This window comes from Bradyrhizobium sp. 41S5, from assembly GCF_011516665.3.
Classification (GTDB): Bacteria; Pseudomonadota; Alphaproteobacteria; order Rhizobiales; family Xanthobacteraceae; genus Bradyrhizobium; species Bradyrhizobium quebecense.
Genome location: NZ_CP083721.1, coordinates 3,632,594 through 3,657,928, shown reverse-complemented (window position 1 = coordinate 3,657,928; position 25,335 = coordinate 3,632,594). Strand labels below are relative to the sequence as shown.

21 protein-coding genes are annotated in these 25,335 nt (G+C 64.9%); 6 read left to right on the top strand and 15 right to left on the bottom strand.

Annotated elements, in window-relative coordinates:
* Positions 1 to 83: 83 nt before the first annotated feature.
* From HAP47_RS17335 to HAP47_RS17290, 10 genes are all read right to left on the bottom strand, one after another.
* The gene (locus tag HAP47_RS17335) at positions 84 to 1,529 is read right to left on the bottom strand and encodes a DUF1116 domain-containing protein (protein ID WP_173637206.1); all 1,446 of its coding nucleotides are present in this window, start codon (positions 1,527 to 1,529) and stop codon (positions 84 to 86) included.
* Positions 1,529 to 3,127 carry an acyl-CoA synthetase FdrA gene (gene fdrA, locus HAP47_RS17330; RefSeq protein WP_173637207.1) on the bottom strand — a complete coding sequence of 533 codons (1,599 nt, stop codon included), beginning with the start codon at positions 3,125 to 3,127 and terminating at the stop codon, positions 1,529 to 1,531. The genes HAP47_RS17335 and fdrA (HAP47_RS17330) overlap by 1 nt, the downstream gene beginning before the upstream one ends.
* Positions 3,128 to 3,359: 232 nt before the next feature.
* Entirely contained in the window at positions 3,360 to 4,319 is a 960-nt protein-coding gene (gene arcC / locus HAP47_RS17325) for a carbamate kinase (RefSeq protein ID WP_173637208.1), read from the bottom strand.
* Between the two features lie 4 nt (positions 4,320 to 4,323).
* On the bottom strand, positions 4,324 to 5,832 hold the full coding sequence (fdrA, locus tag HAP47_RS17320) for an acyl-CoA synthetase FdrA (RefSeq protein ID WP_173637209.1): 1,509 nt from the start codon (positions 5,830 to 5,832) through the stop codon (positions 4,324 to 4,326).
* Positions 5,829 to 7,079, bottom strand: a complete 1,251-nt coding sequence (locus HAP47_RS17315) for a DUF1116 domain-containing protein (RefSeq protein ID WP_173637210.1) — start codon at positions 7,077 to 7,079, stop codon at positions 5,829 to 5,831. The genes fdrA (HAP47_RS17320) and HAP47_RS17315 overlap by 4 nt, the downstream gene beginning before the upstream one ends.
* Before the next feature lie 10 nt (positions 7,080 to 7,089).
* The gene (locus HAP47_RS17310) at positions 7,090 to 7,278 is read right to left on the bottom strand and encodes a hypothetical protein (protein ID WP_050404632.1); all 189 of its coding nucleotides are present in this window, start codon (positions 7,276 to 7,278) and stop codon (positions 7,090 to 7,092) included.
* A 204-nt stretch (positions 7,279 to 7,482) separates the two neighbouring features.
* Positions 7,483 to 8,325, bottom strand: coding sequence for an oxamate carbamoyltransferase subunit AllH family protein (locus HAP47_RS17305; RefSeq protein WP_231168916.1), 843 nt, complete (start codon positions 8,323 to 8,325; stop codon positions 7,483 to 7,485).
* Positions 8,326 to 8,430: 105 nt separating this feature from the next.
* Entirely contained in the window at positions 8,431 to 10,965 is a 2,535-nt protein-coding gene (locus HAP47_RS17300; RefSeq protein WP_173637212.1) for a branched-chain amino acid ABC transporter ATP-binding protein/permease, read from the bottom strand.
* The gene (locus HAP47_RS17295; RefSeq protein WP_173637213.1) at positions 10,962 to 11,837 is read right to left on the bottom strand and encodes a branched-chain amino acid ABC transporter permease; all 876 of its coding nucleotides are present in this window, start codon (positions 11,835 to 11,837) and stop codon (positions 10,962 to 10,964) included. Before HAP47_RS17295 ends, HAP47_RS17300 begins: the two co-directional genes overlap by 4 nt.
* 40 nt (positions 11,838 to 11,877) lie before the next feature.
* Positions 11,878 to 13,074, bottom strand: coding sequence for an ABC transporter substrate-binding protein (locus tag HAP47_RS17290; RefSeq protein ID WP_210285202.1), 1,197 nt, complete (start codon positions 13,072 to 13,074; stop codon positions 11,878 to 11,880).
* Positions 13,075 to 13,204: 130 nt separating this feature from the next.
* Here HAP47_RS17290 and HAP47_RS17285 point away from each other — a divergent pair, with 130 nt between their 5' ends.
* From HAP47_RS17285 to HAP47_RS17275, 3 genes are all read left to right on the top strand, one after another.
* Positions 13,205 to 14,200 (top strand): polysaccharide deacetylase family protein, encoded by a 996-nt coding sequence (locus tag HAP47_RS17285; protein WP_231168915.1) that lies wholly within the window; start codon positions 13,205 to 13,207, stop codon positions 14,198 to 14,200.
* A gap of 17 nt (positions 14,201 to 14,217) precedes the next feature.
* Positions 14,218 to 15,438, top strand: coding sequence for an amidohydrolase family protein (locus HAP47_RS17280; RefSeq protein WP_173637214.1), 1,221 nt, complete (start codon positions 14,218 to 14,220; stop codon positions 15,436 to 15,438).
* Positions 15,439 to 15,580: 142 nt separating this feature from the next.
* Positions 15,581 to 16,318 (top strand): TetR family transcriptional regulator, encoded by a 738-nt coding sequence (locus tag HAP47_RS17275; RefSeq protein ID WP_173637215.1) that lies wholly within the window; start codon positions 15,581 to 15,583, stop codon positions 16,316 to 16,318.
* A 52-nt stretch (positions 16,319 to 16,370) separates the two neighbouring features.
* On the opposite strand, the gene HAP47_RS17270 is transcribed toward HAP47_RS17275, so the two are convergent.
* From HAP47_RS17270 to HAP47_RS17250, 5 genes are all read right to left on the bottom strand, one after another.
* The gene (locus HAP47_RS17270; RefSeq protein WP_173637216.1) at positions 16,371 to 17,963 is read right to left on the bottom strand and encodes a gamma-glutamyltransferase family protein; all 1,593 of its coding nucleotides are present in this window, start codon (positions 17,961 to 17,963) and stop codon (positions 16,371 to 16,373) included.
* Between the two features lie 151 nt (positions 17,964 to 18,114).
* Positions 18,115 to 19,002: a 2-hydroxy-3-oxopropionate reductase gene (locus tag HAP47_RS17265; RefSeq protein ID WP_173637217.1), complete on the bottom strand. Its 888-nt coding sequence runs from the start codon at positions 19,000 to 19,002 to the stop codon at positions 18,115 to 18,117.
* A 125-nt stretch (positions 19,003 to 19,127) separates the two neighbouring features.
* Positions 19,128 to 19,913: a hydroxypyruvate isomerase gene (hyi, locus tag HAP47_RS17260; RefSeq protein ID WP_173637218.1), complete on the bottom strand. Its 786-nt coding sequence runs from the start codon at positions 19,911 to 19,913 to the stop codon at positions 19,128 to 19,130.
* 39 nt (positions 19,914 to 19,952) lie between these two features.
* The gene (gcl, locus tag HAP47_RS17255) at positions 19,953 to 21,740 is read right to left on the bottom strand and encodes a glyoxylate carboligase (RefSeq protein ID WP_173637219.1); all 1,788 of its coding nucleotides are present in this window, start codon (positions 21,738 to 21,740) and stop codon (positions 19,953 to 19,955) included.
* 192 nt (positions 21,741 to 21,932) lie between these two features.
* Entirely contained in the window at positions 21,933 to 22,775 is an 843-nt protein-coding gene (locus HAP47_RS17250; RefSeq protein ID WP_173637220.1) for an IclR family transcriptional regulator, read from the bottom strand.
* A 237-nt stretch (positions 22,776 to 23,012) separates the two neighbouring features.
* On the opposite strand from HAP47_RS17250, the gene HAP47_RS17245 reads away from it, so the two are divergent.
* From HAP47_RS17245 to HAP47_RS17235, 3 genes are all read left to right on the top strand, one after another.
* Complete coding sequence (locus HAP47_RS17245) at positions 23,013 to 23,426, top strand: CBS domain-containing protein (protein WP_173637221.1); 414 nt, start codon at positions 23,013 to 23,015, stop codon at positions 23,424 to 23,426.
* A gap of 84 nt (positions 23,427 to 23,510) precedes the next feature.
* Positions 23,511 to 24,527 (top strand): 2-dehydropantoate 2-reductase, encoded by a 1,017-nt coding sequence (locus HAP47_RS17240; protein ID WP_173637222.1) that lies wholly within the window; start codon positions 23,511 to 23,513, stop codon positions 24,525 to 24,527.
* A gap of 5 nt (positions 24,528 to 24,532) precedes the next feature.
* The gene (locus HAP47_RS17235) at positions 24,533 to 25,315 is read left to right on the top strand and encodes a fumarylacetoacetate hydrolase family protein (protein WP_173637223.1); all 783 of its coding nucleotides are present in this window, start codon (positions 24,533 to 24,535) and stop codon (positions 25,313 to 25,315) included.
* Positions 25,316 to 25,335 lie beyond the last annotated feature (20 nt).

The window sequence follows — 25,335 nt, the reverse complement described above, 5'->3', positions numbered from 1 at the left end:
TCCCGGTGTTGCCGCATTGTTTGCTGCGGCGTTTTTTGCATCGGCGGCGCGCCCGCGCCGTCGTCCTCAAAATCGCAGCAACGTCATCTCGCGGCCATCGCCGCCAGCGCACCGACGGCGTCGACGAAGCATTTCATCGGAGCCTGCACGACGCCGGCGCCGATGATCCCCATACCCGGCTCCTTGTGCGCCGTTGCGGTGTTGATGACCGGCCGCATGCTTTCGTCCACGACCTTGCGGATGTCGATGCCGACCGGAGCTCCGATGAAATCGAGCATCGGCAGGGTGAAGCCGGGATTGCGGCCGATCGTGACATGCGCCATCTCGCGCGAATAACGCAGCGCGTCCTGCGGCGTGCCGCCGACGAACTGGACCATCGCGGGCGCCGCCGCCATCGCGAACGCGCCGAGTCCCGCGGTCTCGGTGATCGCGCTGTCGCCGATATCGGGATTGGCATCGGCCTCGCTGAAGCCGGGCAGGAACAGGCCGACTGGGATGTCGGCCGGACCGACAAACCACTGCCCGTTCAGTCCGCTGACCCTGATGCCGACATTCACGCCGTTGCGCGCCATTGCGGTCACGATGCTGCTGAACGGCACGCCGTGCGCGGCATCCATGGTCGCCTTGCATGCCGCCATCGACAGGCTGAGGAAGAACATGTCGTCCGCCCCGATCGTCCGCAGCGTCTCGTGAACGAGATCGCGCGAGATCGAAGACTTGAGCAGCGATTCCGTGACGGCGCGATAGAGCAGCAGGGTCGCGGCCGTGTTGCGGTTGTGGACGTCGTCGCCCATGTGCAGCGACTGCGACATCAGCGGCTTCAACGGCAATCCACCATCGATGCCGGCGACCGCGGCCTTCAGACATGGCGCCAATACATTCTCGATCAGCTTGAGGCCTTCGATCACCTCGGGCGCGAAAGCGCCGAAACGCAGTGTCTTGGCGCCGCCGGATTCCATCATCGGCGCGTAGGCGCGATTGCCGGTGGTCTGGTTCAGCACCACGAAAAGCGGCATCGAGGGCGAGATGATCCCGGTCATCGGCCCGACTGCGCCGAATTCATGGCACGGCGCGAAGCGGATGCCGCCTGCCACGACGAGTTGTTCGGCCTCTTGCTGGGTCGCCGCCCATTTCTCATAGAGAACTGCGCCGACGACCGCCCCCTTCATCGGGCCGCACATATCGTCCCAGGCGATCGGCGGACCGGCATGGAGCAGCGTTCGGCCCATGTCCGGCCAGACCTCGGATGCGTGCGCCGCGACGTCGACCCATACCGGCTGCGCGGTCAGGATGCGCTCGAGCACTTCGGCATTGGCGCGATCGATCCGCGATCCGAGGCAGTCCGCATCACCGGCGTCGCCAACCAGTTGCGCGAGGCTCCAGGCGACCTCGGGACTTCCGTCGCCGACCGGCTGCCAGTGCAGACGCACCAGCGGGGCACCGCTGCTCTCGACACCGCGATCGAGGCCGGAGGCGCCGAGGCTGATGACGGAAGTCTTGTTCCGGAGCGCGGAGGGAGCTGCGGTCATCATCGTTCTCCACCTTGCATCATGCGACGCCCCGTGGCGTTGTCGGCCGCGGCCATGCGGCTCGCGATGGCTTGCGCGGAACGGGCTGCGCCCGTGCTGCTGCCGACGATCTCCGCGCCGGCGTCCGCCAACATGGCTTTCTGGGTCTCGCAGGGCTGCGGATCTGAATCCGTGCCGCAGACGAAGCAGACCACGGGAAGCTCCCGCCCCTGCGCTCGCGCCGCGGCTTTCGCCCGGCGGATCGCTGGGGTCAGGATCTCTGCCGGATTGGGGTGGCTGCCATAGCCGAGCACGACGTCCAGAATGATGCAGGCAACGGTCGGATCGTCCGCTTCCTTCAGCAGCCGTTCGATCCGGACGCCATAGTCGATCATCGGATGCGGACGCCCCACCGTGAATTCGTCACTGCCGAGATCGATCGCCGTGTGCGCATGGCTCTCTTCCACATCGGCCAGACGATCTACGCCGGCAAGCGGCGCGTTCGACCGGGCACGAATACCCGCCGCCCGCCAAATGGTCTGGGCTTCCGAGCAGAACGTTCCGCCGGAGTAGAGACCGCGCAGGTAGCGCTGCGAGGGTGCCAGCGACGCACAAACCCTTGTTGCCAACTGTTCGATCGCACCTTCGTCACTCCCGGGTTGGCGCGCTCCCGCAAGCACGACGGCCTGCCGCGCCGTCTCCTCGAGCGACGATGTGCGGTGAACATTGCCGGCGGATGCTGCCGGCTCGCCGCCGAGGAAGCAGATCACGGCCGGCTTTCCAATCGCGCTGGCGCGCTCGATCACCCGCTTCTGCACATCTGGCGCAGGAGGCTTGGAGACGATGGCGACAACTTTGGTCTGCGCGTCGGCCGCGAGCAGTTCCAGGCCCTGCAACATGGTGATGCCGCCGACCTCGCTGGAAACGTCGTGGCTGCCGGTGCCGATGGCCTGCGATATGCCCTGGCCATGGCGATGGATCTGGCACATCACCTCCTGCAGGCCCGTTCCCGACGCTCCGACGAGCCCGATCACGCCCCGCCGAACGACGTTGGCAAATCCAAGCGGCACGCCGTTGATGATGGCCGTGCCGCAATCCGGTCCCATCACCAGCAGGCCCTTCTGCGCCGCAACGCGCTTGATGGCCTGCTCCTGTTCGATCGGCACGTTGTCGCTGAACAGCAGCACGTTGAGGCCCTGGCGCAGCGCCTTCAAGGCTTCCGCGGCGGCATAGGGGCCGGGCACCGAGATCAATGCGAGGTCGGCATGGTCGGCGATCGCGACACCGCCGGAGATCGAGCGCGGCGGTGCTTCGGCCGCAGCTTCAGCCGATCCGCCCTTCGGCTCTTCGCCGGCGATCAGGGAGTGAATCTCCCGTTCCGCGGCTGCGAGCTTTTCGGGCGCATCGTCCGCCACGACGATCATGATATCGCCCGGCTTGGCGCTCTCGAGCGCCGGACTCATAAGCCCGGCCTGCCGCAGGAACTCCTTGTTGCTGCGCGTTCCCATCAGCAGCGTGACCCGCTGCACGCCGGTCCGCGCGACCGTGACCTGGGAAATCCGCATCAACGACACGGAATCCTTGTACAGGTTCGCCCTAATGCTGGATTGAATGGCCATTGCCTTGTCGTTCCCTTGAATCCCGCAGGCTGCTTGTTTGTCTTGTATGTGTGAGCTTGAGCCAGCGGCCAGCTCGATTGCCTGATCAGAATGAGGCGCCGATGCGTCTCAACTGCTTCAACTCGACGAGCCGGGCGCCATCGCGGCCATCAACATCGGACCGCCATCTTGCTCGACGCTCGAATGCAGATTGGCGCGGGCGGATGTCCCGCCGATGCGCCAAACCCGGTGGCTATTGAAAGACGTGCGTTCCCGTCTCGCCCCGCAGCGCCGCCATGGCGCAATCGAGGTGACTGATGATCGCACGCTTGCCGCCGCCCTCGAGAAACCGGATCGCCGCATCGACCTTGGGTCCCATGCTTCCCGGCGGGAAATGTCCCTCACGGTGGTAGGCCTTGATCTCCTCGAGACTGACCTGATCCAGATCCTTCTTGTTCGGCTTGCCGAAATTCACCGCGACGCGCGGGACCGCGGTCAGGATCAGCAACTCTTCGATACCAAGCACATTCGCGATGTGAGCGGACGTCAGATCCTTGTCGATGACCGCCGGCACGCCGGTGCGCACGCCCTTTGCGTCACGAACCACGGGCACGCCGCCGCCGCCGCCCGCAATGACGATCGTTCCGCGCTTGACCAATGCGTCGACCAGCGAGATGTCGCAGACATGCTTGGGCTTCGGCGACGGCACGACATGACGCCAGCCGCGCCCGGAATCCTCACGCATCGCCCAATTGAGCTCGGCGCTGATCTTCTTCGCCTCGTCCTCGGAAAAGAACGGTCCGACGAACTTCGTTGGATTCTCGAACGCGGGATCGTCCTTGTCTACCTCGACCTGGGTCAGCAGGCTTGCCACATGGCGCTGGTTGCCTTGCTCGCGCAGGGCATTCTCGATCGCCTGCATCAGGAGATAGCCGATGCCGCCCTGGCTGTGCGCGACGCAGATGTCCATGTCCATCGGCGGGATTCGGCTCATCGTCAGCATCTGGCGCATCATGATCTTGCCGACGACCGGGCCGTTGCCGTGCGTGATGACCAGTTCATTGTCGAGTTGCGCGAGCGGCAGCAGCGCTTCCGCAGTGATCCGCGCGACGGACTTCTGCTCCTGGGAAGTGCCCCTGATGTCCTCTGGGTGAACCGCATTGCCACCGATCGCGACCACGAGGCGACGCGGCACGTCATTGAGTGTACGCATTTCCTTACCTCCCGGCATTCCGGACGATGGCAACCGCAAGCTCGCACGCCTGCGCGTTCGACGGCGCAACGAGGATTCCGGCCTGCTCCAGTTTCCTGACCTGCGCGGAGCGCCCTTGCGGATCCTGCTCCGTGCCGACGACGGACGCGATCAACGCCGGCGCATCTTGCCCGCGATCAGCGACGATCCTGGTCAGATGCTCGGCGGGATCGGCATGCGCGCCATAGCCGAGCACAAGATCGAGCAGGACCACCGAAAGATCGCGGTCCTTGAGCGCGGCACGCAACGCGTCGTCGCGCACCGAGGGGTCGATCATCGGGTGCGGTCGGCCACGGGTATATTCGTCGTCGCCGAGGTCGATCAGCCGGTCCCGTCCGGCGTTCGGCTCGACGCCGAGCTTGACCACGCCGGGGATGGCGGCGTTCGACGCCACCTTCCGACCTGCGGCAGCGAGGATCACCTGAGCTTCGGCACACAGCGTTCCGCCGGCAAACAAACCTTCGATCCCGCCTCGGCCGCTGCGCGGAAGCCGTGATGCGACAGCATTCGCATCGAAGCCCGCGCCGATCTTCTTGTCTCCCAGTGCCAGTTCCGCGGCGCCCTTCAGTGTCGGCGAGAAACGGGCGTTCGGTGGCAGCTCGGTCTCCGAAGCACCGATGAAGCACACGGTGTACGACTTCCTGCTTCTGCCGATCCGCTCAAGGATGGATTTGGCGACATCGGGATGCGGCGGCTTCGAGATCAGCACCACGTGATCGGTTTCCGGATCGGACTCGAAGGCATCGATCGCCATCAGCGTGGTGATGCCGCCGATATCCTTCTTCAGATCGCGCCCGCCGACCCCGATGGCGTGAGAGATTCCCGCGCCGGCTTCCGAGATCAGGCATGAGACCTCCTGCGTTCCGGTCCCCGATGCGCCGATGATGCCGATCCTGCCGCGCCTGATCTTGTTGGCGAACGCCAGCGGCGCGCCGCCGATCACGGCCGTTCCGCAATCCGGCCCCATCATCAGCAGACCGGCCGCCCGCGCCTGCTGCTTGAGCGACAATTCGTCCTCGAGGGACACGTTGTCACTGAACATCAGGACATGCAGGCCGCGATTGAGCGCCTTGCGGGCCTCGGCGGCGGCGAACTCGCCGGGAACGGAGATCAGCGCAAGATTGATCTCCGGCCTGACCTTCACAGCGGCGGCGATCGAGTGCGGCCGCCAGGCAGCCTGCGCCTCGCCCTGGGTCTTCGGCTTGTCGAGCGACTTGATCGCATTGTCGAGGGCTCCGCGGGCAGCGGGCTCGGACTCGGCCTTGACCGCGATCACGAGGTCGTTGCCCTTCACGGCAGTGCCCTCCTCCAGCAGCCCCGCATTGCGCATGATCGCAGCGTTCGACGGAGTTCCCATCATCAACGCCGCCTCGATCACGCCGGGCGAGCCGGCCACCTCGCGCGACAGCCGCATCAGCGCGACCGAGTCGAGATAGAATCCCTTGCGGACCTCGTTCAGGACAACGACGTTCATGACACACCCAAATCCTTGGCGATCGCGACGATCGCCTGCTGGAAGCACGCCAACGGTGCCTTGACCACGCCGGCACCGACCTGCCCGATGCCGGGCTCGCGATGCGCGATGCCGGTGTTGATGACGGGCACCACGCCGGAATCGACGACCAGACGGATATCGATGCCGGTCGGCACGCCCGCGAAGTCCATTGCGGCGATGGTCCATTCCGGATTCTGCGCAACCGTGATCTCGCCCATCGAGCGGGTGAAGTTGCCGGCCTCGGACGGCGCACCGGCCCCCACGAAGCCTGCGACCGCCGGCGCCGCCGCCATCGCAAATCCGCCCAGGCCGATCGTCTCGACGATGGCGGAATCGCCCATGTCCGGATTGGCGTCCTTCTCGGAATAGCCGGCAAAATACAGCCCTTCCGGCATTTCGACCGGCGCGGTGAACCATTGCTCGCCGAGCCCGCTCACGCGGATCCCGAAATCGGTGCCGTTGCGGCACATCGTGGTAACGATGGTCGACCCCCGAATGCCGTTGGCGGGATCGGTGATCGCCTTGCCCATCGCCATCGCGATGTTGAGGAAGAACTGATCGTTCTGCCCGATGAACGCGAGGCATTCGGCGAGAACGGCGTTGTCGGTCGAGGTTCGCGCCATCCAGGGTGCGATCTCGCGAAGGAAGACGCTCGAGCAGGCCAGATTGCGTTGATGCAGTTCGTCGCCCATCGACAGGCCCCGCGCGACGATCGATTTCAGGTCGATGCCGCCGGCGGCACGGATCGCCTTGCCGAGCGTCGGCCCGAACACGTCGCGCAGCCAGGCCAGACGCTTCAGCACGCTCGCGTCGTTGCCGCCGAAGCGCATCACCTTGCCGAGCCCCTCGTTGATCGCGCAATAGGCACGGTTGGAGAAGCGCGCGTTCTCGACCACGAACAGCGGCATCGACATCGTCGTCATGCCGGTCATCGGGCCAACCGCCCCGAAGTGGTGGTTCGGATGAAATTCGATCTCGCCACTGGCGGCGAGCTTGGTCGCGGTCGGCAGGTCCGTCGCCCATCCCTCGAACACGATGGCGCCTGCGACCGCACCGCGCATCGGGCCGCACATCCTGTCCCAGGAGATCGGCGGTCCGGCGTGGAGGATCATCCGTTCGCGCAGGCCCGGGATCAATTGGCGGGCGGGAACGATGTCGATCAGCCGTGGCTCCCCTTCGAGGATCCGGGCGAGCGCCTGCTGGTTTGCGTCTTCGATCAGTTTCATCGGTGCGCCCTCACACACCGAGCTTCGCGAGCAGGGCCGCCATCTGCGGATCTCCGCCCGCCGACGGCTTCCAGTCGACGTGAACGACGTCGATGCCGCAGTCGCGAAGATCCTTCACGAACCCCTCAAGCCCGACATTCACGACTTCGACCTTGCGCGCCAGCAACTGCTGATACTGCGGCCTATCCTGATCCGTCATCGTCTCCGCCCTAATCAAGTTCGTTTTCGTTGTGTCGAGCTAATAAGAAAACACTTACTTCGTCACGGCTGGATTCTCGGAAAATGCGAATTTTCGTATCCGCTCGAATGACGGACCGGCCGAAGCGCAATCACGCCTTAAAAAAGAGCTCCGAACTTCGTTCGGAGCAGTCTGGGAGAACTCGAAATCTGATCTGCAACGGCGTCACCGCGCGCGAAGAGCGTGGCGCAGGACGATCAGACTGCCGGCAAATGCATCCAGTCCGGATGTATGCCCGATCGCCGTCAGGGCCGTGAGGGCGCGATGAAATCCGGCGGCCTCGCCGCTCATCGTTGCATTGACGGCAGCGTGCAGTGCCGCCGCGCCGTAACCCAGCGCCGCCGCGCGCAGGTGGATTCGGCTGATGTCGTTGGTGCCGTCGAGCAGCGCGCGGCAATGGTCCCACAATGCGTCGCGAGCTTCGATGCGTCCGAGCGCAGCCAGCGCGATCAGCGCACCGCCGATCAGATCGTCGCCGGACGGCGTAAGCCCCGGCCCGAGACCAATCAGGCTGGCAAGCCCGGACTCGCGATCCGCATCGTCATCCGAGCCTGCGAGGATTAGCTCCAGTGCAGCGAGACCGGGCATGGCGGCCCGAACCAGCGCAGAGGCGACGCCCGGATCACGTCCGGCCCCGACCGCGGCGAGGCCTTCCGAAGTCAGATCACCGCGCCACACTTCGTCGACGGCATCAAGGCCGCGTCGCAGGCTGGCCGTCGACCAGTGTGGTGCAGCGGGCGGTGCCCAGACCGACCGCGCGGCCAGATTCGCAAGCGGCGTCGCTCCGATCCACAGAATGGAGTCCGCAACCCGCACCGGATCGCCGACCGCCAGTCCCGGCCATCGGAAGTCGCCGACCACGTGCAACGGACCCGATCCGATGCCGATCCGTCCAACGCAGATCCAGATCCCGTCGATCACGGCGTAGAACGACCGTTCGAACACGGCGACGACCTCGCCCGCGGCGCGATCGCGAAGCGCCCTGTCGGCGAGGAGCCCGACTTCCACTTCGGCACAAAACGTCGCTACAGGCTCGGGACGCCGCGCGCCCGCGCGGCCCGACTGCCTTCCGTCCGTTTCCCGGCCTCCAACCAACATCCGCCCTCGCCTCCCTCAGCGTACCTGGGCCGCGAACCGTTGCGGCGCGCCCGCCTGGGCCTCGCCGCCGAGATAGGCCGCCTCGAGCAGCGGATCCTCGGCGATGATGTCGGCGGCCCCGCTCTTCAGGATCGCACCGGTCTCCAAAAGATAGGCCCGGTCGGCCAGCGCGAGCGCATGGCCTGCCATCTGATCGACCACGATGATGGTCATGCCCTCACTGCGCAGCCGCTCGAAGGACGCAAACAGTTGATCGACGACGAGCGGCGCCAACCCGAGCGACGGCTCGTCCAGCATGAAGATCTTCGGCCCGGTCAGAAGGCCGCGCGCCACCGCGAGCATCTGCTGCTCGCCTCCGGACAACAGGCCGGCGCGCTGGTCGATGCGCTCCTTCAGCCGCGGAAAGCGCACGAACATCGCTTCGATCTCGGCATCGAGATCGAGTCCCTTGCGCGCATAGGCGCCGAGCTGCAGGTTCTGCTTCACCGTCAGCTCCGGAAACACCTGCCGCCCTTCCGGCACCAGCACGACGCCATGGCGGGCACGAACATGCGCGGGCATCCTGTCGATGCGCGTCTCGGCGAGCCGCACTTCACCCGTGGAGCGCGGCGGTTCAAGACCGGCGATCGACCGCATCAAAGTGGTCTTGCCGGCGCCGTTCGCGCCGAGCACGGCGACCGCCTCTCCGGGAGCGACCACCAGATCGATCCCGTTCAAGGCGCGCGACAGGCCATAGAACGAATCGAGCGTCTTGACCTCGAGTGCGGTGCCCTGCCGCGCCGGCCGCGGCGCGCGGCTCTTCTCGCCGGCCATCGCATCGCCGAGATAGGCCTTGCGGACCAACGGATCGTTGCGGATCGCCGCCGCATCGCCGATCGCGATGCGCTTGCCGCCGTCGAGCACGACGATGAGATCGCTCAGCGACATGATCATCGGCATGTCGTGCTCGACGATGATGACGGCGATCCCGAGATCGGCGATCCGGCGCAACAGCGCGGTCAGGCGCTGCTTGTCGCCCTTGGAGAGGCCGGCCGCGGGCTCGTCGAGCAGCAGGATGCGGGGCCGCAACGCGAGCGCGCGCGCGATCTCGACCAGCCGCTTCTCGCCATGGGACAGCGAATCCGCGAGACGATCGACATCGCCGTCGACACCGGCAAAGCGCAGCAGGAACCGGGCGAAACCCTCGGTCTCCGCGTTGCGCAGCGCGGAGACCACGCCGCCGAGACGGCCGACCCGCTCGGCCAGCAGGATGTTTTCCAGGATCGTGAGCGAGCCGAACAGCTGCGTGGTCTGGAACGTGCGTGCCACGCCGACCCGCGCCAGCAAATGCGACGTCATGCCGGTGACATCGCGATCGCCGAGCTTCACCGTCCCCGCCTGCGGCCGGTAGAAGCCGCAGAGCAGATTGAGAGCGCTGGTCTTGCCGGCGCCGTTGGGACCGATGATGCTGGTGACGGCACCGGGCGGCGCCTTGAACGATACGCCCTGGACCGCGCGCACGCCGCCGAACGAGATCGAGAGATCCGTGGCGTCGAGCCCCACCGCGTTGTGGGTCTCGAGGATCGCCACATCGGTTTCCGCCGCAGCGATCGCGGGCCCGGCCACCGGCTTGCGCGCCGGCAGGACTCTTGCCGCGAGTTGCTCCACGAGGCCAACGATGCCGGAGGGCGCGGCGCGCAGCACGACGAACAGCAGCACGCCAAAGGCCAGCAGGCGATACTCGGCGAGATCCGACAGCGCTTCCGGCAGCAGCACCACCAGCGCTGCGCCGATCACCGGACCGAGCACCGAGCCGGCGCCGCCGACCATCACGGCGAACAACAGCAGCACCGATTGCAGGAACGGGAACGAACTCGGGCTGATATAGCCCTGCAGCGGTGCGAACAGCGCGCCGGCCAGCGCCATCGCGGCCGCCGAGATCACGAAGGCCACGGCGCGGACCTGCACCAGATCGATACCGAGCGAACGCGTCGCGACCTCGGTATCGCGGGCGGCTCGCATCGCATAGCCCCAGCCGCTGCGCTTCAGCCGCTCGAACAGGATGAGACCGGCAAACACCAGCACGACGCCCGCGATGGCAAGCGAACGCTCGGACAGCGCATAGCCGAACACGCTCGGCGGCGCACTCAGCATCAGGCCGTTGCCGCCGCCGGTGAGATCGCGCCACTCGATCGTGACGTGCTCGACGATGAAGCCGAAGGCAATCGTGACCATCGCCAGATACGGCCCGCGCACGCGCAGCGCCGGCATCGCGAGCAGCCCACCGACGATGCTGACCAGCACGATGGCCCCCGCCGTCGCGGCGAGGTAGGGCCAGCCGGCCTTCTCCATCAGCAGCACGGTGGTGTACGCACCGATCGCCATGAAGCCGATATGGCCGAGCGAGATCTGGCCGGCGAGGCCGAGCAGGACGTTGAGGCCGATGCAGCCGATCGCCGTCAGCGAGATCGTTGCGATCAGGAACACCGAATAGCTGTCCGCGACCGCGGCATAGCCGATGGCAATTACGAACGCCGCGACCGCGACGAGAAGGGAGGCGCGCGAGGTCATACCTTCTTAACTCCAGCTCGGCCGAGCAGCCCGTGCGGCATGACGACGAGGATGACGATGACGGAAGCGAACGTGATGATCTGGGTGTAGACCGATCCGAGATAGTTGGTCGCGAACACCTCGATCAGGCCAAGACACAATCCAGCCAGCATGACGCCCCAGGCGCTGGCCAGCCCGCCGATGATGGCGGCGGCGAACGCCTTGATGCCGAACAGCGTGCCCATCTCGGACGAAACGTTGAACAGCGGCGCGATCAGCAGCGCGGCGACGCCCGCCAGCATGGCCGACACCGCGTAGCTTGCGGCAATGGCGCCACTGACATTGATGCCCATCAGCCGCGCGGCATTGGGATTCTGCACCACCGCAAGCATCGCGACGCCATGCCTCGTGCGGCGGGTGATCAGATGCAGCGCCAGCGCAAGCAACAGGCCGACCAGGGGGATCAGGAGCTGCAGGGGATAGACCCCTGCCCCCTCCACGATCTGGATCGGCTTGGCCGCGAGCATCGACGGGAAGCTGCGCGGCTCCTTGCCGAACACGAACAGCATCACATTGTCGACGATGATGCCGACCGCAACGGTCGCCATCAGCCAGTTGTCCGACCCGCGCAGCACGAACGGACGAACCGCGAAGCGTTCAATCAGAACGCCGTAAACCGCACAGACCAGCAGCACCGCGGGGATGCCGATTGCGGCCGGCCAGCCCCACACGATGAGGAAGAAGTAGCCGGCAACGGCTCCCAGAGTCATTGAGCTGCCCTGCGAGAAGTTGACCGTGCCGGATACGGCGTAAGTGACGTGAAAGCCCAGCGCGAGCAGACCGTACATGCTCCCCAGCGCCATTCCGGTTATTATCGCCGAAAGAAACGACATCGATGATCACCCTGATCTGCTTGCTGGACGACCGCTGCCGTCAGTTCTTGAACGGCAGGATGTGGTTGTCTTCGAAGTGGGCCCAGATGTAGTCCTGCGCCGTCAGCGCATCGTGCTTGTCCTGGGCGAACGGCTTTTCATAGGTCTTGATCAGGCCTTCGAGCCGGTCGATTCCGTAAAAGCCGTCACGAACGGCGGTCGGATCAGTGCTGCCGGCCTTCTGGATCGCGCCGGCGATCACCAGGACGCTGTCATAGGCGTTGGCGAAGCCGACCGCAGGTGTCACATCCGCGGGGCCCTTGATGTCCGGATACTTCGCCTGCAACTCGGCGAGCACACGCTTGCCGACCGGCGAGAGGTTGCCGAAGAAGCTGTAGGTCTGGACGAAGACGACGCTCTCGGCGCTCGGCCCGGCGAGCTCGGTGAAGCGGCCGCCGGCCGGCCCCCAATGCGACACGATCGGGGGCGCCCAGCCCATTCGGTCGAGCGATTTCACGACCTGCGAGGACGGACCGACATTGCCGACCAGGAACAGGGAGTCGGCGCCCGCCTGCTTGAGCCGGGACAATTGCGCGACCACGTCGACATCGTTCGCCTCGAACTTCTCGACACCCGCCGGCTCGATCCCGGCCGCCTTCAGCGCCGCGCGCAGGCCATGCTCGTTCGATTCGCCCCAGGGATTGTTGACGAGGATGAGGCCCGGCTTCTTGGCTGCGAAGGTCTTGCCGGCGAACGCAACGATCGCCTTGTCGACCTCGTCGTCCATCGCCGAGACGCGGAATACATAGTTGGACGCGGCGCCGTTCTGCGTGATGTTGGTGCCGGCGGCCCACGGCACCACGAACGGCATCTTGACGTTGTTGACGAACGGCACGATCGCGAGCTGGACGGGCGTATCGAGACCGCCGAGCAGCACCGCGACCTTCTCGCGCTGGATCAGTTCGCGCGCGGCGGTCAGCCCCTTCGCAGGATTGCTTTCATCGTCACGGCGCACCAGCTCCAGCGGACGGCCGAGCACGCCCCCTTTCGCGTTGATCTCCTCGATCGCGATCGTGGCACCGCGGGTCAACGCTTCGCCGCCGCGCGCCGACTGGCCCGACAGCGCCGTGACCAGGCCGATCTTGATCGGCTCGGCGGCCCGCGCCGCAAGCGGCACAGAGCTGATGAGAATGGCGAGCGCGCCCTGCAAGACAACGCGGCGGCACAACCCGGTGATGGGGGTACAAGCGTAGCTCATTTCTGCGATTCCTCCCGCTCCGACGGCTCCCGAGCCGCCTCTGGTCCGCTGCCGCCGTCTCCGCGGCCTTGACGGAAGTAAAAACTTTCTTCACAAATTGACGAATGTCAAGCGGCTGATCGCGCGCCGAATGGAGATTGCAATGCAACGGGAGACTGGAGCAGAACCGGAGCGGGCCACCTCGCGTGGCGTTCTCGGCGGTGCAACATCCGCGCAAGCGGCGGATCCAGCGCGGGGTCTCATCTCTCATGACCGCTACCGCTACAGCGCGATCACCCGCCGCCCCGACTTCGTATGGCCGCACGGAAAGCGGCTCGCGGTCTACATCGCGCTCAACCTCGAGCATTTCGCTTTCGGCGATGGACTTGGCGCCGAACTCTGTCCGGGCGGTCCGCATCCGGACGTCCTCAATTACGCCTGGCGCGACTATGGCAACCGGGTCGGCGTGTGGCGGCTCATCGATCTGTTCGACGAACTGAAACTGCCCATCTCCGTGCTCGTTAACAGCAGCATCTATCACTACTGCCCGGAAGTCATGGACGCATTTCGCGCGCGCGGCGACGAGGTCGTCGGCCATGGACGGACCAATTCCGAACGTCAGGGCGTGCTCTCACCTGCCGAGGAGCAGCGGCTGATCGAGGAGGCGACCGATGTCATCGCGCGTGCCGAGGGACGCCGGCCGCTCGGCTGGCTCGGTCCGTGGATCTCGCAATCCGCGGTAACGCCGGACCTTCTCGCCGAAGCGGGCTACCAATATCTGCTCGACTGGTGCATGGACGACCAGCCGGTGTGGTTCGCGACGAGGGCTGGCGGGCGGATCCTGTCCGTCCCCTATCCACAGGAACTGAACGACATCCCCTCGATTGTCGGGCGCAAGGACAGCGGCGAACAGTTTGCGACCATGCTCACGGACACATTCGAGGAGATGCTTACACAATCCGCCAAGCAGTCGCTGGTGATGGGCATCGCGCTGCATCCATACCTGGTCGGCCAGCCGCACCGGCTGCGGCCGCTGCGACGCGCCCTACAGACGATCGTCGCAAGGCGCGACGACATCTGGATCACCACCGCCGGCGAGATCGCGGCATTTTCCCGCGCCCTGCCCGATGGCATCGTCCCGACATAAGAAACTGGAGACTCGAATTGACTGCCATCGACACACTCTTTCAGAACGCGCGGCTGACCGAGGGCCAGCTGGTCGAAATCGCCGTCCGCGGCGGCAAGATCGTGGCGATCGCGTCGTCCCCGCAAAGCTACGGCACAGTCGGCGAAAGGCGCGACCTTGGCCGACGCCTGGTGCTCCCCGGCATGGTCGAAGGTCACATCCACCTCGACAAATGCTTCATCGGCGACGACTGGAAGCCGCATCGGCCCTGCAGCGCGGGCTTCAACGTGCGCGAGCGTGTCAAATTCGAGAAGGAAGCGCTCGCCGGCGCCAAGCCGATCCCGGTTCGGGCCGCGGCTCTGATCGACCTTTGCGTCTCGCAGGGCACCACTCACATGCGCAGCCATGTGGATGTCGATGCCGAGGTCGGCCTGCGACATTTCGAACCGATCGCCGCCGCGCGGGAGGCCCACCGGGAGAAGGTTTCGATCCAGATCGTCGCATTTCCCCAGAGCGGCATCCTGACATCGCCCGGAACGGCCAAATTGCTCGAGGAAGCCGTTCGCGCCGGCGCCGATCTGGTCGGCGGGCTTGATCCCGCAGGCCATGATGGTGACGTCGCCGGGCATCTTGACGTCGTCTTCGGGATCGCCGAGCGGCATGGCGTCGGCATCGATATTCACCTGCATGACGGCGGTTTGCAGGGCATCTCGGAGATCGAGGAGATCGCGCGACGCACCAAAGCGTCGGGCCTTGGCGGCAAGGTCACGATCAGTCACGCCTACGCGCTCGGCGAAGTGGCTGTTGACGTGGCTCAACGTACCGCGCAGCAACTTGCCGAGGCCCGCGTCGCCATTTTCACCAATGCCCCGGGTGCGCACGCATTTCCGCCCGTGTTGCTGCTCCGCGATGCCGGTGTCATTGTGTTCTCCGGCAACGACAATATCCGCGATTCCTGGTGGCCCTACGGCGACGGCGACCTGCTCGAACGCGCAATGATGGTCGGCTATCGCTCCGGCTTCAACACTGACGATCAATTGGCCGCGGCCTTTGACATGGTGACGACCAACGCAGCGCGCGCGCTTGGCCTCAAGGATTACGGCCTCACCGTCGGCGGGATGGCGGATTTCGTCGTGCTGGATGCCCGGCATGTCCAGGAAGCCGTGGTCTCTCGTCCCAAGCCGCGCGATGTCTACAAGGCTGGCCGGCTGGTCGCGCGCGCCGGCGCAATAGTGGTAGCCGGCGCCCGGAAGCAGTGAACATGGAGGAATCGCCCTTGACGAACAGTCGTAATGCCGATCTCAATCCCAGCTGCTTGCGCCGGGAACCGGTCCGCTGCCCGATGTGGCCTGATGCGGACGTGCCCTGCGTGAGTACCCGAGCCCAGGCAAGGTTGACGCCGTGACAGAGACGACAGCACCGACCAGCCCCACCCGCACCACCACACGCGGAAAGCGGCCTCGCGACTCCGCGCTCACCAAGGAAGCGATCCTGCGCGCCGCGACCTTCGAGTTCTGCCACAATGGCCTCGGCGGCGCACGTGTCGAGGCCATTGCGCAGCGCGCCAAGGCCAACATGCGCCTGCTCTACGCCTATTTCGGCGACAAGAACGGGCTCTACATTGCCGTCCTCGAGGACGTCTACACCGAAATTCGCGCCGCCGAACAGCGGCTGAAACTGGATGATCTCGAGCCGATCGCCGCAATGAGCGGGTTGATCGATTTCACGTTCACGTTCTTCGGGCAGCACCAGAACTACATCGCCCTGATCAACACCGAGAACCTTCAGCGCGGACGCAATATGCGCAAGTCGCGCAAGATTGCCGAGCTCACCTTGCCCCTGGTTGCAAGCATCAAAAGCATTCTGCGTCGAGGCGTGGCGGCGGGCCTGTTTCGCGATGACGTCGATCCCATCCAGCTCTATGTCTCAATCACCGCGATGAGCTATTTCCACGTTTCCAACCGGTACACATTGTCGGCGATGTTCGACAAGGATCTCGGCGCGCCGGACTGGCTGGAGCTGCGCCGCAAGCATGCGCAGGACATGATCCTGACCTGGCTGACGGCCCCGGCCGGGGATCGCAAGGACAAGTCGGCAGCATCGAAGGCGACGGCGCGCCTCGGCAAGCCGTCCCGCTAGCGGGCAAGCCGCACGACGTAATATCGTGCGGATCGAGCGCACCAAATGCCCCTCAGCGGGTCGCAACGACGCCGTCGCTGCGCGGATCGCTGGCCCCTTCCATCAGGCCATCCGGATGCCAGACGATCGCGCCGGCGTGTCCCATGACCTCCTCGAACGGGCCGGTCACCTGAATATCGTGGCCGAGCGCGCGTAGCCGATCGACGATCGCGGGATCGAAGCGGGATTCAATCTTCAAATTGTTGTTTTCCTCGCCCCAGGTGCGACCGAGCAGCCAGCGCGGCGCCGTAATCGCCGACTGCAGCTCCTGGCCGTGCATGGCGTAGCGGGAGAAGATGGCGGCCTGGGTCTGCGGCTGCCCTTCTCCGCCCATCGTACCGAAGGATATCAGCCGCCCATCGCCTAGTTCGGCCATCGCCGGCTGGATCGTGTGAAACGGCAGGCGTCCCGGATCCAGCCGATTGGTATCGGCCTCGCCGAGGCTGAAGCTCGTTCCGCGATTTTGCCAGGTCACTCCGCTCTCGGGGAGGATGACGCCCGAGCCAAATTCCCAGTAGACGCTTTGAATGAAGCTGACACTGAGTCCGCTGCGATCGGTCGCAGCAAGCCACACCGTATCACCCTGCTTGGACGGATCGGGCCACGGCGCGGCGCGGCGGTCGGAGACCGTTTCGTGAAGCGCGGCGAGCGATTCCTCGGACAGGAATTCGGCGGCCGGGCGCTTCATGTAGTCGGGATCGGTCACGTGGCCGTTGCGAATACGGAACGCAGCTTTCGTGCATTCGACGAGCCTGTGCAGATGATCGACGCCATCGGCTTCGCCAGCGATGCGCCGGGCATAAAGCGCCAGGATCAGGAGCGAGGCCAGCCCCTGCGTCGGCGGAGGCATGTTGAAGACCTTGTGTCCGGCCACCTCAACCGAGAGCGGGGTCACCAGCGATGCCTGATGTCGCTCCAGATCAGCGAGCCGCAGCGGGCTCCTTACCCGCTCGAGGTCAGCCGCCATCGAGCGCGCCAGTTCGCCGCGATAGAAGTCAGCCAGCCCGGCCTTGGCCAGACGCCGCAGCGTCTCGGCGACCCGAGGCTGCCGCAGCCGCGCACCGACCGCGAGCGGGGTGCCTTGCGGCAGATAGACCTCGGCGTAGCCGGGCACGTTTTCGAGCTCATGCCGCTTCTTGCGGATGTTCTCGTGCAGCGTGCTGGTGACGGCCACGCCCTCCTCGGCATGCCGGATTGCGGGCTCGAGCAGCCGCGCCATCGGCAGCCGACCGTCATGACGATCGCGGCTGAGCTCATAGGCCTTCTGCCAACCGTCGACCGTGCCGGCGACGGTGAGCGCGGCGAGCGGGCCCCGGCCAGGAATGCTGCTGCAGCCACGCTCGCGATACCAGCTGCGATCCGCTGCCATCGCAGCCCGTCCGCAAGCCTGAATCCCGACCGGCATCGAACCAGCGCGGCCGACCAGCCAGAAACTGTCGCCGCCGAGCCCGTTCATGTGCGGATAGGCCACGGCAATCGTCGCGGCCGCGGCGATCATCGCCTCGATCGCATTGCCACCTTCCGACAGGACCGCGAGCCCAGCCTGCGCCGCGAGGTGGTGCGGCGCGGTCACCATGCCGCCATAGCTTCGTTTTGTCTGCAACATCAGCCGTCTCTCCCAAGCACGGTATGTAATAATATTTTTACTTACCGTGTCAAGGCGCCAGAGATCGGTCTTTGAGATACGGGTGCCGGGCCGTCGATCTCGTCATCAAGACCGGCCATTGCAGTTCGACACCGCGATCCTTGCATGAAGCTCAGGCGGCCGCCACCTCGTGGCCCGCCATGACTTCCAGCGCCCGCAGAATCGCGGAATGGTCCCAGGCCTTGCCGCCGAGCGCGGTGCAGGCGTTGAACAGCTGTTGGGCTGCCGCGGTGCCCGGCAGCGACAACCCGAGTGCCCGTGCGCCCTCCAGCGCGAGGTTGAGATCCTTCTGATGCAGCTCGATGCGAAAGCCCGGATCGAAATTGCGCTTCAGCATACGCTCGCCGTGCACCTCGAGGATCCGGGACGAGGCAAAGCCGCCCATCAGCGCCTTGCGCACCAGCGCAGGATCGGCGCCCGCCTTGGACGCGAACAGCAGGGCCTCGCTCACCGCCTCGATCGTCAGCGCCACGATGATCTGGTTCGCGACCTTGGTGGTCTGCCCATCGCCATTGCCGCCGACATGCGTGACATTCTTTCCCATCGCGTCGAACAGGGGCTTCATCGCGTTGAACGCCCGCTCCCGCCCGCCGACCATTATTGTCAGGCTTGCCGCCTTTGCGCCAACCTCGCCGCCGGAAACCGGCGCGTCGAGATAGTCGGCTCCGAGCGCATCGATCTTCCGAGCGAACTCCTTCGTCGCCAGCGGAGAGATCGAGCTCATATCGACCACGATCATGCCCTTGGAGACGCCCTCCGCGACACCGCCCTGACCGAACAGCACGGCTTCCACATGCGGCGTATCCGGCACCATGATGATCACGGCGTCCGCTTCCTGCGCCACCTGCCTGGCGGACTCGCAAGCGATGCCCCCGGCCGCAACCAGCTCTGGCGAAATGGGTGCGACGTCGTGCAGGAACAGGCGATAGCCGGCAGCCAGGAGGTGGCTCGCCATCGGACGTCCCATGGTGCCGAGCCCGATGAATCCTATGTCTTTCATTTGTCGTCGCTCCTGTCAGCCGGATTGGATGTTCTCCAGCGAAGCGGATTCCGCTTCGCGGGAAGAAAACGCGTCAAAACAAAAAATCCAGAGTTCGGTTCCTATTCGATCGAAACGCAAAAGCTCTAGGTCACGAAGGTCTGCGCGGCGTGCCAGGCGAGGCTCTCGAGCGTGGTCGTCCGCGGCTTGTATTCGCATCCGATCCAGCCGCGATATCCGATGCTGTCGAGATGCTTGAACAAATAGGGATAGTTGATCTCGCCGGTCCCCGGCTCGTAACGGCCAGGATTGTCGGCGAGCTGGACATGCGCGATCCGGCCGAGATGCTTCTGCAGGGTCCGCGCCAGATCACCTTCCATGATCTGCATGTGATAGATGTCGTACTGGATGAACAGGTTGGATGAGCCAACGTCGGAAATGAGCTGCACCGCCTGTTCCGTCCCGCTCAGGAAGAAGCCGGGAATATCGAGCGTGTTGATCGGTTCGATCAGGAGCTTGATGCCGTGCTGGCCGAGCGCGCCGGCGGCAAAGCGCAGATTCGACACCAGGACTTCGCGCAGCTCTGCGGCATCCGCACCGGCGGGCGCGATGCCGACCAGGCAGTTCAGCTGCCGGCAATCCAACGCCTTCGCGTAGTCGATCGCGCGCATCACGCCGTCGCGAAATTCATCGACCCGGTTGCGCAGGATTGCAATGCCCCGCTCGCCGGCAGCCCAATTGCCGGCCGGAAGATTGTGCAGCACCTGGGTCAGCCCGCAGCGCGCCAGTTCCTCCCCCAACGCGCCCTTTTCGAAGTCGTACGGAAAGAGATACTCGACGGCGTTGAAGCCGGCGGCCTTGGCGGCGGCGAATCGATCGAGGAACGGCAGCTCGTTGAAGAGCATGGTGAGGTTGGCGGCAAATTGAGGCACGGGTGGGATCTCCGCTTGGGGCAGCGCTGAATGATGTCGTCAGGCCGGCAACAGCGTGCCGGATCGTTGTGCGCTCGGCACGTCATCGAGCGGGAGATCGAGCACCTCCTCGAATTCGACGATGTTGTCGATCTCCGTTCCCATCGCGATGTTGGTGACCCGCTCGAGAATGAACTCCACCACCACGGGTACGCGGTGCTTCGCCATCAGCTCGCGTGCGGTCGCGAACGCGGTCTGTGCGTCGTTCGGATCCGTCACGCGGATCGCCTTGCAGCCCAGCCCTTCGGCAACGGCAACGTGGTCGACGCCGTAGGCGCCGATCTCGGGTGCGTTGATGTTCTCGAACGAGAGCTGGACGTGATAATCCATGTCGAAGCCGCGCTGCGCCTGCCGGATCAGCCCGAGATATGAATTGTTCACGACGACGTGGATGTAGGGCAGATTGAACTGCGCCCCGACCGCAAGCTCCTCGATCAGGAACTGGAAGTCGTAATCACCCGACAGCGCGACAATGTCGCGTCCGGGATCGGCGGCGCGCACGCCGAGCGCGGCGGGCAACGTCCAGCCGAGCGGACCGGCCTGCCCGGCGTTGATCCAGTTGCGCGGCTGATAGACGTTGAGGAACTGGGCGCCTGCGATCTGCGACAATCCGATCACCGTCACGTAGCAGGTGTCGCGACCGAACGCCTTGTTCATCTCCTCGTAGACGCGCTGCGGCTTGATCGGGATGTTGTCGAAGTGGCTCTTGCGCAGCATCGAGCGCTTGCGGTCGCGACAGGCCGCGGGCCAGGCCTGCCGATCGCGCAGCTTGCCGGACTTCCGCCAGTCCCGGGCGACGGTCACGAACATTTCCAGCGCGGCCTTCGCGTCCGACACGATGCCGAGGTCCGGATTGAAGACCCGTCCGATCTGCGTCGGCTCGATATCGACATGGACGAATTTGCGACCCTTGGTGTAGGTCTCGATCGAACCGGTATGCCGGTTGGCCCAGCGGTTTCCGATGCCGAGCACGAAATCAGATTCGAGCATCGTGGCGTTGGCATAGCGATGGCTGGTCTGCAAGCCGACCATGCCGGCCATCAGCGCGTGGTCGTCCGGAATGGCGCCCCAGGCCATCAGCGTCGGGACCACCGGAACGTTGACCGCTTCGGCGAAGGCCACCAGCAGCTCGGATGCATCAGCGTTGATCACGCCGCCGCCGGCCACGATCAGCGGTCGCTCCGCGGCGTTGAGCATTTCGAGCGCCTTCTCGATCTGCTTGCGCGTCGCCGCCGGCTTGTAGACCGGCAGCGGAGAATAGGTCTCGTCGTCGAACTCGATCTCGGCCAGTTGCACATCGAGCGGAAGATCGATCAGCACCGGTCCCGGCCGCCCCGACCGCATGATATGGAAAGCCTGGCTGAACACGCGCGGCACCAGCGCCGGCTCGCGGACGGTAACGGCCCATTTCGTCACCGGCTTCGCGATCGCCTCGATGTCGACGGCCTGGAAGTCTTCCTTGTAGAGCCGCGCCCGCGGCGCCTGACCGGTGATGCAGAGGATCGGAATCGAATCCGCGATCGCCGAATAGAGGCCGGTGATCATATCGGTTCCGGCGGGGCCGGATGTGCCGATGCAGACGCCGATATTGCCGGCTTTCGCCCTGGTATAGCCTTCCGCCATATGCGAGGCGCCTTCGACGTGCCGCGCCAGAATATGCCGGATCGAGCCGTTGCGCTTCAGCGCGGAGTAAAGCGGGTTGATCGCGGCGCCGGGAACGCCGAACGCGCAGGTGATCCCCTCGCGTTCGAGAATGCGCACTGCTGCATCCACTGCTCGCATTTTCATCTGATGATCCCGCTTCGCTATGAGTTGGCCTGAGCATGATCATCAGGCCCGCGATCATCGATCTCAACGCAAACGATTGGATTTTCCGCACAGTGGCAGCGCTCGCAATTTCTTGCATGTCTCCAAATGATTAGCGCGTGCGAAGGAATGGAAACCGGCAAGGGCGAGAACAGCCGCGGGCCTTGCGCCCTGCTAGGGTTGCGTGCAGCTGCTCCCGCGAAGCTCTGCGGAGAGCTCGGCTGCGATCTGATGCACGATGGCGCCGATCTCCGGCAAGCGCTCGTCGGTCAGCCGAACCGCCATCCCCGAGACCGAAACCGCGGCGAACGGCTCGCTGCAATCGTTGAAGACGACTGCGGCCACGCAGCGCAGGCCGAGCCGCGCCTCTTCATCGTCCACCGCATAGCCCTGGCGTCGCACGGTCTCCAATTCCCGAAACAGCTCGCCCGGCCGAATGATCGACTTTTCCGTCAGGCGCGGCATGCCGCGACTGCGGATGATCGCGTTGATGTCGGCATCGGAATACGCGGCCAGCACCGCCTTCCCCACGCCCGAGGCAATCAGCGCCACGCGTCCGCCGACCTTGGTCAGCGATCGCATGATCTCCCGGCTTTCGATGCGCGATACGACGATGATGGAATCATCATCGACCACTGCAAGATTGGCGGTTTCCCTGGTCTGGTCGCGCAGCTTGCGCAGATAGGGCAATGCCCGCGCGGAAAAATTGCGCCGGCGCATGAAGGTCGAGCCCACCACGAAGCTTTGCGCGCCGATGTGCCATTTGGATTCCTCGCGGTCGAACTGCACGAACCTGCGGTTCTCCAGCGTCGTCAGCAGCCGGTGAGCCGTCGACGGCGGCAAGCCGATGCGGATCGCAAGATCGGTCAGCCGATAGCCTTCGTCATCCTCTGCAAGCGCTTCCATGATTTGCAGCGCGCGATCGACCGATTGAACGCCGCCGTCTCGCGTGTCCTGATCCGGTTGCGCGCGAAAATCGGGATCGGACGGCTTGCGCCGGATCGGCTCTCTTTTCATCACGACCTGCCCCTAACCGGTTGCGGTTCAGAACGAAATTGCTCGCCGACAACGAGCGTAGGATTGGCATATGGCATACCAAAAGACCTCTGAGTCAATGTCATGAAATTCGAGAATAGGTAAGTATTTTTGCCATTTCTTTCGCAGAATGCGGCGATTCTTTTGTTTGACTTCTGGGATAATGTATACCACGATTGTTTCTTAACGATCCAATGATGCAACCGGGAGGACCATGCCATGTATGTCGGGGACATCCTTCGCACCAACAGTGCGCACGTGGTGACGATCGGCTCGAGCGAAACCGTGAGCATTGCTGCGAACCTGATGTACGCGAGCAATGTCGGCGCACTCGTGGTCAGGAACGCCTCGCGCAGCGTCGACGCCGCCGTGGTCGGCATGTTCAGCGAGCGCGACGTCGTCGCTGTGATCGCCGAGCGCGGCACGGGTGGACTTGCAGCGAAAGTCGCGCAGTTCATTTCGCCGCGGCCGCTGGTGTCCTGCACTTCGCAAGACGCGCTCACCGATGTCGAGCATCTGATGGTCCGTCACGACATCCGCCATATCCCCGTCATCGACAACGGCCGGCTCGTCGGTGTCGTGAGCATGCGGGACATCGGCTTTGCCCTGGAGGAAGCCGCCTGCGCGGCCTGACGGACTTTTCCGAGCCATTGCCACGCAACCCGGTTCGAGCCGTTGCGGCTCATGCTGTGTTCCCACTCTGCTCAAGAGGATTTCATGAAGGTCTGCATCTACGGCGCCGGTGCCATCGGCGGCTATCTCGGTGTCGAATTGATGCGCGCTGGCGCCGATGTCAGCCTGGTCGCGCGGGGCGCGCATCTCGCCGCGATGCGGCAGAATGGCCTGAAGCTCCTGATCGGCGACGAGGAGCGCGTGGTGCATCCTCGCTGTACCGATAACCCCGCCGAACTCGGCGAGCAGGATTTCGTCATCATCTGCCTCAAGGCGCATTCGATCACCGGCGTCATCGAACCGATGCGCCCCCTGCTGGGTGAGCGGACCCGCATCGTCACCGCCGTCAACGGCATTCCCTATTGGTATTTCTACAAGCACGGCGGACGGCACGAAGGATCGGCGCTCGAGAGCATCGATCCCGGCGGACGGCAGTGGAACGAACTCGACCCCGCGCGCGCCATCGGCTGCGTGGTCTATCCCGCCACCGAAATCGAGGCGCCCGGCGTGATCCGCCACGTCTACGGCAACAGCTTTCCGCTCGGCGAACCCTCCGGTGAGATCACACCTGATGTCGAGCGGCTTGCCGCCCTGTTCGCGGCAGCGGGCATGAAGGCGCCGGTCCTCGACCGCATCCGCGACGAGATCTGGCTCAAGCTGTGGGGCAATGTCTGCTTCAACCCGATCAGCGCCCTCACCCACGCGACCCTCGACGTGATCTGCACCAATCCCGGCACGCGCGCACTGTCCAGGGCGATCATGCTGGAGGCCCAGGCGATCGCGGAAAGCCTCGGCGTCAAGTTCCGGGTCGATGTCGAACGCCGCATCGAGGGCGCTCGCAAGGTCGGCGCGCACAAGACCTCGATGCTGCAGGATCTCGAGCGTGGACGTCCGGTCGAGATCGATCCGCTGATCACCGTGGTGCAGGAGATGGGCCGGATGACGGGGATTGCGACGCCCGCCCTCGATGCGGTGCTGGCGCTGGTCGCGCAGCGCAGCAGACTGGCGGGCCTCTATGACGGGGCCGCCGGCGTCGAAGCCCAATCGCTTGCGGTGGCGTGATCGCGATGGCCAATGTGACGCGCTGGGTCCGCTTCCGCCACCATGCCGAGATCGGCTTCGGGCAACTCACTCCGTCGGGCATCTCCGTGCACGCAGGAGAGATGTTCGGCGAGACACGACCGACTGGACAGACGCTGGCGCTGGACGATGTCGAGTTGCTCGCTCCGACCCAACCGAGCAAGATCATCGCGCTCTGGAACAATTTTCACGCACTGGCGGCGAAGCTGAAATCACCTGAGCCTGCCGAACCGCTGTACCTGTTGAAAGCGCAGACCAGCGTGACCGCGCCCGGTGCCGTCATCACGCGCCCTCCGGGCTACGACGGCAAGACGACCTACGAAGGCGAGCTCGGCATTGTCATCGGCAAGAGCGGCACGGCCATAGCCCCCGAACAGGCCGACGCCTTCATCTTCGGCTATACCTGCACCAACGACGTCACCGCCGCCGACATTCTCAATCGCGATCCGACCTTCCCGCAATGGGCGCGGGCCAAGGGCTTCGACGGATATGGCCCCTTCGGTCCCGTCATTGCCTCGGGCCTCGACCCCGCACGCCTTGTCGTGCGCACCATCCTCAACGGCGTGGAGCGCCAGAATTATCCGATCGCCGACATGATCTTCAGCGCGCAGGCGCTGGTCAGCAAGATCTCCCACGACATGACGCTGTTGCCGGGCGATCTGATCTGCTGCGGGACATCGATCGGCGTCGGGGTGATGAAGGAGCCCGTCAATACGGTCACCGTCGCGATCGACGGAATCGGCGAGTTGACCAACGAATTTCGTCAGTAGGCGGCGGCAGGACGACAGCC

What these genes read in the sequence shown, in the direction of transcription:
- gcl (WP_173637219.1), bottom strand. Translation starts at nt 21,740, where the DNA reads ATGAAAATGCGAGCAGTGGATGCAGCAGTGCGCATTCTCGAACGCGAG.
- HAP47_RS17295 (WP_173637213.1), bottom strand. Translation starts at nt 11,837, where the DNA reads ATGTCGTTTCTTTCGGCGATAATAACCGGAATGGCGCTGGGGAGCATG.
- HAP47_RS17245 (WP_173637221.1), top strand. Translation starts at nt 23,013, where the DNA reads ATGTATGTCGGGGACATCCTTCGCACCAACAGTGCGCACGTGGTGACG.
- HAP47_RS17235 (WP_173637223.1), top strand. Translation starts at nt 24,533, where the DNA reads ATGGCCAATGTGACGCGCTGGGTCCGCTTCCGCCACCATGCCGAGATC.
- HAP47_RS17250 (WP_173637220.1), bottom strand. Translation starts at nt 22,775, where the DNA reads ATGAAAAGAGAGCCGATCCGGCGCAAGCCGTCCGATCCCGATTTTCGC.
- HAP47_RS17270 (WP_173637216.1), bottom strand. Translation starts at nt 17,963, where the DNA reads ATGTTGCAGACAAAACGAAGCTATGGCGGCATGGTGACCGCGCCGCAC.
- HAP47_RS17290 (WP_210285202.1), bottom strand. Translation starts at nt 13,074, where the DNA reads ATGAGCTACGCTTGTACCCCCATCACCGGGTTGTGCCGCCGCGTTGTC.
- fdrA (WP_173637209.1), bottom strand. Translation starts at nt 5,832, where the DNA reads ATGAACGTCGTTGTCCTGAACGAGGTCCGCAAGGGATTCTATCTCGAC.
- HAP47_RS17265 (WP_173637217.1), bottom strand. Translation starts at nt 19,002, where the DNA reads ATGAAAGACATAGGATTCATCGGGCTCGGCACCATGGGACGTCCGATG.
- arcC (WP_173637208.1), bottom strand. Translation starts at nt 4,319, where the DNA reads ATGCGTACACTCAATGACGTGCCGCGTCGCCTCGTGGTCGCGATCGGT.
- fdrA (WP_173637207.1), bottom strand. Translation starts at nt 3,127, where the DNA reads ATGGCCATTCAATCCAGCATTAGGGCGAACCTGTACAAGGATTCCGTG.
- HAP47_RS17285 (WP_231168915.1), top strand. Translation starts at nt 13,205, where the DNA reads ATGGAGATTGCAATGCAACGGGAGACTGGAGCAGAACCGGAGCGGGCC.
- HAP47_RS17300 (WP_173637212.1), bottom strand. Translation starts at nt 10,965, where the DNA reads ATGACCTCGCGCGCCTCCCTTCTCGTCGCGGTCGCGGCGTTCGTAATT.
- HAP47_RS17335 (WP_173637206.1), bottom strand. Translation starts at nt 1,529, where the DNA reads ATGACCGCAGCTCCCTCCGCGCTCCGGAACAAGACTTCCGTCATCAGC.
- HAP47_RS17310 (WP_050404632.1), bottom strand. Translation starts at nt 7,278, where the DNA reads ATGACGGATCAGGATAGGCCGCAGTATCAGCAGTTGCTGGCGCGCAAG.
- HAP47_RS17315 (WP_173637210.1), bottom strand. Translation starts at nt 7,079, where the DNA reads ATGAAACTGATCGAAGACGCAAACCAGCAGGCGCTCGCCCGGATCCTC.
- HAP47_RS17240 (WP_173637222.1), top strand. Translation starts at nt 23,511, where the DNA reads ATGAAGGTCTGCATCTACGGCGCCGGTGCCATCGGCGGCTATCTCGGT.